The 9,577-nt window shown below is 72.2% G+C and carries 5 protein-coding genes; 4 read left to right on the forward strand and 1 reads right to left on the reverse strand.

Annotation, left to right across the window (positions count from 1 at the left end; all coding sequences use genetic code 11):
* The coding region (gene glgP, locus ACFU99_RS20770) for an alpha-glucan family phosphorylase (protein ID WP_384394098.1) at window positions 1-1,573 on the reverse strand (1,573 nt) is incomplete at its 3' end.
* 307 nt (window positions 1,574-1,880) lie between these two features.
* Between glgP and ACFU99_RS20775 the strand changes: the two genes are divergently transcribed.
* From ACFU99_RS20775 to ACFU99_RS20790, 4 genes are all read left to right on the forward strand, one after another.
* Entirely contained in the window at window positions 1,881-3,170 is a 1,290-nt protein-coding gene (locus tag ACFU99_RS20775) for a S8 family peptidase (RefSeq protein ID WP_384394099.1), read from the forward strand.
* Between the two features lie 341 nt (window positions 3,171-3,511).
* On the forward strand, window positions 3,512-5,506 hold the full coding sequence (locus tag ACFU99_RS20780) for an alpha-1,4-glucan--maltose-1-phosphate maltosyltransferase (protein ID WP_384394101.1): 1,995 nt from the start codon (window positions 3,512-3,514) through the stop codon (window positions 5,504-5,506).
* Entirely contained in the window at window positions 5,503-7,215 is a 1,713-nt protein-coding gene (treS, locus tag ACFU99_RS20785) for a maltose alpha-D-glucosyltransferase (RefSeq protein ID WP_384394104.1), read from the forward strand. The genes ACFU99_RS20780 and treS overlap by 4 nt, the downstream gene beginning before the upstream one ends.
* A gap of 322 nt (window positions 7,216-7,537) precedes the next feature.
* Window positions 7,538-9,127, forward strand: a complete 1,590-nt coding sequence (locus ACFU99_RS20790; RefSeq protein ID WP_384394106.1) for a maltokinase — start codon at window positions 7,538-7,540, stop codon at window positions 9,125-9,127.
* Window positions 9,128-9,577: the final 450 nt, after the last annotated feature.

Genomic DNA, 9,577 nt, shown 5'->3' on the forward strand with positions numbered 1-9,577 from the left:
GCATCAGGGTCAGCCGCTTGTACGAGGGGACGCGCCGCGCGAAGCCGATCGTGAGGACGTCAGGGTCCAACACCCCCTCGATCCAGCTGAGTTCGGCCGTGCCCGCGCCGCGCTCCCGCCAGGACGCGGCGAGGCGTTCGCGCGCCTCGGCCACGAGCTGTTCGCGCAGCGAGCGGCGCAGCTCCCAGATCTCGCCGTCCGGGATGTCGGCGACGGCGTCCCAGCGCTCGGAGCCGCCCACCGCCAGCGCGTCCTCCGTGCGCCCCGCGCCGATCTGCCGGGCGCCGAGCCGGAAGACCTCCGGCGCGACCCAGGTGGGCGCGTGCACCCCGTTCGTGACGGAGGCGATCGGCACCTCGGCCGCGTCGAAGCCCGGCCACAGCCCCGCGAACATCCGCCGGCTCACCTCGCCGTGCAGCGTGGACACGCCGTTGGCGCGCTGGGCGAGGCGCAGCCCCATGACGGCCATGTTGAAGCAGTTCGGGTCGCCGCCGGGGTAGGTCTCCAGGCCGAGCGCGAGGACGCGCTCGATGTCGATGTCCGGGAGCTCGGCCCCCGTGCCGAAGTGGCGGGCCACCAGTTCCCGGTCGAAGCGGTCGATGCCCGCCGGTACGGGCGTGTGCGTCGTGAAGACCGTACCCGCCCGCACGGACTCCAGCGCCGGGGCGAATTCGAGGCCGTTCGCGGCCAGTTCGCGGATGCGCTCCAGGCCCAGGAAGCCCGCGTGGCCCTCATTGGTGTGGAACACCTCGGGGTCCGCGTGGCCGGTGAGCCGGCAGTACATACGGACCGCCCGCACCCCGCCGATGCCCAGCAGCATCTCCTGGAGCAGCCGGTGCTCGCTGCCGCCGCCGTACAGCCGGTCGGTGACGTCGCGCTCGCGCGGGTCGTTCTCCTCCACGTCGGAGTCGAGGAGCAGCAGCGGCACCCGGCCGACCTGGGCCTGCCAGACGTACGCGCGCAGGGAGCGCCCGCCGGGCAGGGCGAGGGAGACGTGGGCGGGGTGGCCGTCGTTCTCGCGGAGCAGGGCGAGCGGCAGCTCGTTGGGGTCGAGCAGCGGGTAGTGCTCCTGCTGCCAGCCCTCGCGGGAGAGGGACTGGCGGAAGTAGCCGTGGCGGTAGAGGAGCCCGACGCCGATGAGCGGGACGCCGAGGTCGCTGGCGGATTTGAGGTGGTCCCCGGCGAGGATGCCCAGGCCCCCGCTGTACTGCGGCAGGGCCCCGGTCACGCCGAACTCGGGCGAGAAGTAGGCGACGGCGGCCGGCAGGTCGTCGCTCTGCTCCTGGTACCAGCGCCGGCCGCCGAGGTAGTCGTGCAGATCGTCGGCGGCGGCCGTGAGCCGGCGCAGGAAGCGCCGGTCCCCGGCGAGCTGCGCCAGCCGGCCCGCGGACACGGTGCCCAGCAGCCGCAGCGGGTCGCAGTCGGCGGCGCGGTGGCCCTCGGGGTCGACGGCGTGGAAGAGGTCACGGGTCTCGGAATGCCAGGACCAGCGCAGATTGCGCGCCAGTTCGCTGAGCGGTCGTAGGGGCTCGGGAAGGACGGGGCGCACGCTGAAACGACGAATGGCCTTCACGCTTCGACGTTAGCGGCGGGAGGGGTCACGGGTCTCGACAACCTGCGGCGGGTCTCGGCACAACCGGCCGCCGATACGGAACCAATACGGAACCAATGCAGAAGACGGCAACGGACACCGGCAGGACACGCCGGTCTATGCCCCGCGACCACGCTCGACGTTCGGCTTCGCGCCCCCGCCACCCGCCTCCACCCCGGGCGATTTGGCCGATTCCGCCCCCATGAGCGGCCTTGTACCGGTCCGTGGCCCACGGGAAGGTGTGAGGCACGTGCCGAGTAGCGCAGCAGTGGAGAAGGGGGCTCAGGGCATGGCCTTGTCGCGCACCAGCCGCCGCCGACTGGCCGAGGGGCTGACCGCCTGCGCCACGGCGGCCGTTCTCACGGCGGTCGCGCTCCCGGCGTACGCCGCACCGCCGTCGGGCCGCGTCCTCGCGGCCGGCTCGCCCGCCGCCGTGAGCAGCAGCTACATCGTCACGCTGAAGACCGGTCCGGGCGGCGTCGCGGCGTCCTCCGAGGCGGGGCGGAAGCTCGTACGGTCGTACGGGGCGCGCATCCGCCACACCTACGGCACGGCGCTGAACGGCTACGCGATACGGGCCGACGCAGACCGTGCGCGGCGGCTGGCGGCCGACCCGGCGGTCGCCTCCGTCGCACAGGACACCGAGGTGACGCTGAAACACAGCGAACCCCAGCCGCGCTCCCACCCCGCGAACCGCGTCAACCAGCCGAACCCGCCGTCTCGGAGCCCCGACCGCGTCAACCAGCCGAACCCGCCCTCCTGGGGCCTCGACCGCATCGACCAGGCCGACCGCCCCCTCGACGGTTCGTACACCGCGCCCGCGAGCGCGGGACGGGGAACCACCGTCTACGTCCTGGACACCGGTATCCGCACCACCCACCGCGACTTCGGCGGCCGCGCCGTCGACGGCTGGGACTTCGTCGACGACGACGCCGTCGCCGAGGACGCCAACGGCCACGGCACCCACGTGGCCGCCACCGTCGCGGGCACGCGGTACGGCGTGGCGAAGCGGGCCGAGGTGGTCGGCGTGCGGGTGCTCGACGCGCACGGCACGGGCACCACCGCCCAGGCCATAGCGGGCATCGACTGGGTGACGGCGCACGCGAAGAAGCCCGCCGTCGCGAACCTCAGCATCGGCGGCTTCGTCAACCCCCAACTCGACGCGGCCGTACGGAACTCCATCGCGTCCGGGGTGACCTACACCGTAGCCGCCGGCAACAACGGCGCGCCCGCCGACCTCTCCTCGCCCGCCCGCGTGAAGGAGGCGATCACGGTCGGCGCCACGGACGCCGACGACCGCAGGGCGCCGTTCTCCAACTGGGGCCCGTCGGTGGACCTGTTCGCGCCCGGCGCCGCCATCACCTCGGCGGGGCATACGAGCGACACGGCGAGCGCCACGCTCTCCGGCACCTCGATGGCCGCGCCGCACGCCGCGGGCGCCGCCGCGCTCTATCTGGCCGACCATCCGTCGGCGCGCCCGGCGGAGGTGGCCGACGCGCTGGTACGGGCGTCCACTCCGGGCAGAGTCGGCGGGGCCGGACCGCTGACGTCCGACAAACTCCTGCGCGTCAGGTCCTGACCGTGAACCTGTTGAACCCGCCCGGTCCGGAGTACGACCGAGAAGGCCCCGCCGCTGCGGCGGGGCCTTCTCGCGCCCTTCTCGCGCCCCCCTCTCGCGCCCTTCTCGCGGGCCCGATCGAAAATGGCGCTGCGCGAATTCCGGGAATGCCCGACTGGAATGCGCGGGAAGGCTCACTCGGTACGTACCCGCGCGCACCCGCAAGCCGCCACCCATGGCCCATCCCTCTTCCGCCCACCGAGTGAACGCGGACAGGAGCCGTCATGCCCACAGCCCGCCCCGCGCCCGTGGAGCAGATAGAAAGAACAGACCCCGAACCAGCCCGACCTCCAGGTGAGCCCATGATCGGTCGTATCCCCGTCCTGGACATCAGCCCGCTGATCGACTGCGGTCGCCGACCGGCGAAGGCGGTGGTCGGCGAGGAGTTCCGCATCAGCGCCACGGTCTTCCGGGAGGGCCATGACGCGGTCGGCGCCAATGTGGTGCTGCGCGACCCGGCCGGCCGGTGCGGCCCGTGGACGCCGATGCGCGAACTCGCGGAGGGCACGGACCGCTGGGGCGCCGAGGTCGTCCCGCGGGCGGAGGGCCGCTGGACGTACACGGTGGAGGCGTGGAGCGATCCGCTGGCCACCTGGCGGCACGCGGCGGGCATCAAGATCCCCGCCGGGATCGACTGCGCGCTGGTCCTGGAGGAGGGGGCGCGGCTGTACGAGCGGGCGGCGGCCGGGGTGCCCAAGCGGGATGGGCGGGAGGCGGTGCTGGCGGCGGCGGACGCGCTGCGCGACGCGTCGCGGCCCGCCGCGGACCGGCTCGCCGCGGCCCTGGCCCCGGCGGTCCGCGCGCCGCTGGACCGCTTTCCGCTGCGTGAACTGCTGACCGCGTCGCGTCCGTTGCCGCTGCTGGTGGAGCGGGAGCGGGCGCTGTTCGGTTCCTGGTACGAGCTGTTCCCCCGTTCGGAGGGCGCGGTGGTGCGGGAGGGCGTGCCCCCGCGTAGCGGAACGTTTCTCTCGGCGGCCCGGCGGCTGCCGGCCGTGGCCGCGATGGGCTTCGACGTCGTCTATCTCCCGCCCATCCACCCCATCGGCACTGCCTACCGCAAGGGCCCCAACAACACGCTGAGCGCGGGCCCGTACGACGTGGGCAGCCCCTGGGCGATCGGCTCCGCCGACGGCGGCCACGACGCGGTCCACCCCGACCTCGGCACCCTGGAGGACTTCGAGCATTTCGTCGCGCGCGCCCGCGAGCTGCGCCTGGAGGTCGCCCTCGACTTCGCGCTCCAGTGCTCCCCGGACCATCCCTGGGTGGACAAACACCCGGAGTGGTTCCACCACCGGGCGGACGGCACCATCGCGTACGCGGAGAACCCGCCGAAGAAGTACCAGGACATCTACCCCCTCGCGTTCGACGAGGACTGGACGGGCATCGTCCGCGAGACGCGCCGGCTGCTGCGGTTCTGGATGGCGCGCGGGGTGCGGATCTTCCGCGTCGACAATCCGCACACCAAGCCGGTCGCCTTCTGGGAGAAGGTCATCGGGGACATCAACCGCACCGATCCCGATGTCATCTTCCTCGCCGAGGCGTTCACCCGGCCGGCCGTGATGCGTACGCTCGCCGCGTTCGGTTTCCAGCAGTCGTACACGTACTTCACCTGGCGCAACGGCAAGCAGGAGATCACCGACTATCTGACGGAGCTGGCCGGGGAGAGCGCCGCTTACATGCGGCCCAACTTCTTCGTCAATACCCCGGACATCCTGCACGCGTATCTCCAGCACGGCGGCCGTCCCGCGTTCGCGGCGCGCGCCGTGCTCGCCGCGACCCTCTCCCCCACCTGGGGCGTCTACGCGGGATTCGAGCTGTGCGAGAACACCGCCGTACGGGCCGGCAGCGAGGAGTATCTGGACTCCGAGAAGTACCAGCTGCGGCCCCGGGACTGGGCGGCGGCCGAGCGCGCCGGGCGCTCCCTCGCACCGCTGATCACCACGCTCAACCGGCTCCGGCGCCGCCATCCGGCCCTGCGGCAGCTGCGCAACCTCCGCTTCCACCACGTCGACAACGATGCCGTCATCGCCTATTCGAAGCGGTGCGGCGCGTCATGCGTCCTCACGGTCGTCAACCTCGACCCCCACCACACCCAGGAGGCGACGGTCTCGTTGGACATGCCGGAACTCGGCCTCGCCTGGCACGAGTCCGTCCCGGTGCGCGACGAGCTCACCGGTGAGACCTACCACTGGGGCAGGGACAACTATGTGCGTCTTGAGCCGGGGCGCGACCCGGCGCCCGCGCACGTGTTCTCGCTGCGACCGTCCTCACCGATCGGAGGGTCACCCACAAAATGATCGTCAACGAGCCCGTACCGGACACGTTCGAGGACACGCCGGCGAAGGACCGGGACCCCGACTGGTTCAAGCGCGCCGTCTTCTACGAGGTGCTCGTCCGCTCCTTCCAGGACAGCAACGGAGACGGCGTCGGCGACCTCAAGGGCATCACCGCCAAGCTCGACTACCTGCAATGGCTGGGCGTCGACTGCCTGTGGCTGCCGCCCTTCTTCCAGTCGCCGCTGCGCGACGGCGGCTATGACGTCTCCTGCTATACGGCGGTCCTGCCGGAATTCGGCGACCTCGCCGACTTCGTCGAATTCGTGGACGCGGCCCATCAGCGCGGCATGCGCGTGATCATCGATTTCGTCATGAACCACACCAGCGATCAGCACGAGTGGTTCCAGCAGTCGCGCACCGATCCCGAGGGACCGTACGGCGACTACTACGTATGGGCCGACGACGACAAGCAGTATCAGGACGCGCGGATCATCTTCGTCGACACGGAGTCCTCCAACTGGACCTTCGACCCGGTACGCAAGCAGTACTACTGGCACCGCTTCTTCTCGCACCAGCCGGACCTCAACTACGAGAACCCCGACGTCCAGGAGGAGGTACTGGCCGCCCTGCGCTTCTGGCTGGACCTGGGCATCGACGGTTTCCGGCTGGACGCGGTCCCGTATCTGTACGCCGAGGAGGGCACCAACTGCGAGAACCTCCCCCGTTCGCATGACTTCCTCAAGCGCGTACGAGCCGAGATCGACGCCCATTACCCGGACACCGTGCTCCTGGCGGAGGCCAATCAGTGGCCCGAGGACGTCGTCGACTACTTCGGCGACTTCCAGCAGGGCGGCGACGAGTGCCATATGGCGTTCCACTTCCCCGTCATGCCGCGCATCTTCATGGCCGTACGGCGCGAGTCCCGCTATCCGGTCTCCGAGATCCTCGCCAAGACCCCGGCGATTCCGGCCCGCTGCCAGTGGGGCATCTTCCTGCGCAATCACGACGAGCTGACGCTGGAAATGGTCACGGACGAAGAGCGCGACTATATGTACGCGGAGTACGCCAAGGACCCGCGGATGCGCGCCAACATCGGCATCAGGCGGCGGCTCGCCCCGCTCCTCGACAACGACCGCAATCAGATCGAGCTGTTCACGGCCCTGCTGCTCTCGCTGCCCGGCTCGCCGATCCTCTATTACGGCGACGAGATCGGCATGGGCGACAACATCTGGCTCGGCGACCGGGACGCGGTGCGCACGCCGATGCAGTGGACGCCGGACCGCAACGCCGGGTTCTCCTCCTGCGACCCCGGCCGGCTCTTCCTGCCGACGATCATGGATCCGGTCTACGGCTACCAGGTCACCAACGTCGAGGCGGCGATGTCCAGCCCCGCGTCGCTGCTGCACTGGACCCGCCGGATGATCGAGATCCGCAAGCAGAACCGGGCGTTCGGGCTCGGCTCGTACACCGAGCTGCCCTCCTCCAACCCGGCCGTGCTCGCCTTCCTCCGCGAGCACGGGGACGACCTCGTCCTGTGCGTGAACAACTTCTCCCGGTTCGCGCAGCCCACCGAGCTGGATCTCCAGTCCTTCAACGGCCGCCACCCGGTCGAGCTGATCGGCGGCGTCCGCTTCCCGGCCATCGGCGAGCTGCCGTATCTGCTGACCCTCGCGGGCCACGGTTTCTACTGGTTCCGGCTGCGCCACGGCGAGCCGCCCGGCCTTCGCTGACATGCGTGCCGTCCGCCGAACCGCCTCAGGGCCGCCGTGCGGACCCGCGCCCGCGCACGCCCCCCAGCGCGCGCGGGCGTTTTCACCACCCGCCCCTGGGAAGTCTCCCTATTACCGCTTGCCGCACGGGCCGGGCTTCCCGGAACGCGTCCGCCCCGCCGGCCGTACGGGCCGGACGCACTCTCGGCTGTTCGACCTGGTCGTACGGGCTGACCGTATGGACGATCCTCGCCCGACACGTCCCGCACCGCCGCACAGTCACTGCCGCAATCCGGGACACTTCACCCTAACTGTCGTGTGCTCGGGGAAAGGACGCGACGTCATGCCGGAAGGATTCTCGGCCCGTGCCAACGCGAGCAGCGCGGGCAGTGGGAACAGCGCGAGCAGTGGGAGCAGTGGGAGCAGCGCGGGCAGTGGGAGCAGCGGGAGCACCACGGCTGCCGCTGCCGCTGCCGCCGCCGCGGCTGCCGGACGACAGGTCCAGTCCGCCGCGGGAGACGCCGGGCTGCTCGCCTCGCTCGTGCCGATGCTCGCCGAATGGCTGCCCCGGCAGCGCTGGTTCGCGGGCAAGGGCCGCCCCATCACGGGCTTCACCCCCGTCGCCGTGACCGAGCTGCTGCCCAGCCCGCCGCGCGGCACCTCGCCCGGCCTGCTCCACCTGCTCGTACGGGCCCAGCAGTCCGGCCCGCAGCGGCAGGCGCAGCCGGAGCCCGCCGACGCCGCCGACTGCTACCAGCTGCTCCTCGGCATCCGCCAGACGCTCCCGCCGCATCTCGCGCCCGCGCTCATCGGCCGCCCGGCGGAAGGCCCGCTGCGCGGCCTGACCGTGTACGAGGCGCTCGCCGACTCGCGCCTCTCGGCCGTCCTGCTGGAGCGGCTGCGCGCGCCGGGCCGGCTCGGGCCGCTGCGCTTCACGCACACGCCGGACGCCGTCATCGACCCGGACCTGACGCCGCGTCTGATGACGGCCGAGCAGTCCAACACGTCCGTGGTGTATGGCGAAACGTACATCCTCAAGCTCTTCCGGCGCGTCTGCCCCGGCCCCAACCCGGACCTCGAACTGCCCCTCGCCCTCGCCCGCGCCAAGTGCCCGCGGGTACCGGCGCCGGTCGCCTGGTACGAGGCGCTGCCGCCCGAGCCCGGCGGGGAACCCATGACGCTCGGCGTCCTCCAGAGCTTCCTGGCCTCTTCGGCTGACGGCTGGCAACTCGCCCTGAACTCACTGGCGTTGCAGGCGGACTTCTCGGCGTCCGCGCGAGCCCTCGGCCACGCCACCGCCGAAGTGCACCTCGCACTCGCCGACACCCTCCCCACCGTCACCCTGCGCCGCCCCCAGCTCGAACACCTCGCCGTCTCGATGACCGAACGGCTGGAGGCGACCGCCGCCGCCGTGCCCGCACTGCGCCCGTACGGCCCCGCGCTGCACTCCGCGTACGAGTCCCTGGCCGCCCTCGGCCGCGCGGGCCGCACCTGGACCGCCCAGCGCATCCACGGCGACCTGCACCTCGGCCAGACGCTGCGCACCGCCGCCGACAGCCGCTGGTCCCTCATCGACTTCGAGGGCGAACCCGCCCGCCCCCTCGCGGAGCGCCGCCGCCCGCAGCCCGTCGCCCGCGACCTCGCGGGCATGCTCCGCTCCTTCGACTACGCCGCCGCCGTCGGCCACGCCGCCACCAGCGTCTGGTCGGACCGCGCCCGTACCGCGTACTGCGACGGCTACGCCGCCGTCACCGGCAACGACCCCCGCGAGGACCCCGCGCTCCTGCGCGCCTACGTCACCGACAAGGCCGTCTACGAAGTCCTGTACGAGGCCCGCCACCGCCCCGACTGGCTCCCGGTCCCCATGTCCGCGATCCGCCGCTTGGCGGCGGGGGCGCACGGGGGCGACTTGCCGGGCGGGGGCGCGCGGTGAGGGGCGGGGAGGGGACGAGGGTGCGTCCGTACGAGCCGGTGGGAGGTTTCGGGCTTGGGCCGGGGGAGCCGGGAACTCGTACGGGACGCACGACAGCGCAGCACCGATCCGTCCCCCGGCCGCGGTGCCGGGGCCTATAGGAGGACCAGACCGTGACCGCACGTCCGCCGACCAACCGCCCGCCCCACGCGGACGACCGCACCGGCCCGCCAGCGCCTCCGGCGGTGCCTGCCACGTTCCTCCCGGCGGCTACGCGCCGGGAAACGACGGATGCCCGATCTGCTCCGGCTGCTCCGGAGGTGGAAACCCCGCCCGCTCCCGAGCCGGGCGGGCTGCCGCCGCTGCCCGGCCGTACGCGCACGCCGGTCGAGGACGTAACGCTGCCGGAAGCCGAGGACGTACCGGCGGCGCGGCCCCCGCGCCGGTCGTCGTACACCGCACCGCCGACGC

This window comes from Streptomyces sp. NPDC057654 (assembly GCF_042800135.1).
GTDB lineage: Bacteria > Actinomycetota > Actinomycetes > Streptomycetales > Streptomycetaceae > Streptomyces.

Excerpts from the sequence above, each read along its gene's own strand:
- treS (WP_384394104.1), top strand. The coding sequence starts at position 5,503 with ATGATCGTCAACGAGCCCGTACCGGACACGTTCGAGGACACGCCGGCG.
- ACFU99_RS20780 (WP_384394101.1), top strand. The coding sequence starts at position 3,512 with ATGATCGGTCGTATCCCCGTCCTGGACATCAGCCCGCTGATCGACTGC.
- ACFU99_RS20790 (WP_384394106.1), top strand. The coding sequence starts at position 7,538 with ATGCCGGAAGGATTCTCGGCCCGTGCCAACGCGAGCAGCGCGGGCAGT.
- ACFU99_RS20775 (WP_384394099.1), top strand. The coding sequence starts at position 1,881 with ATGGCCTTGTCGCGCACCAGCCGCCGCCGACTGGCCGAGGGGCTGACC.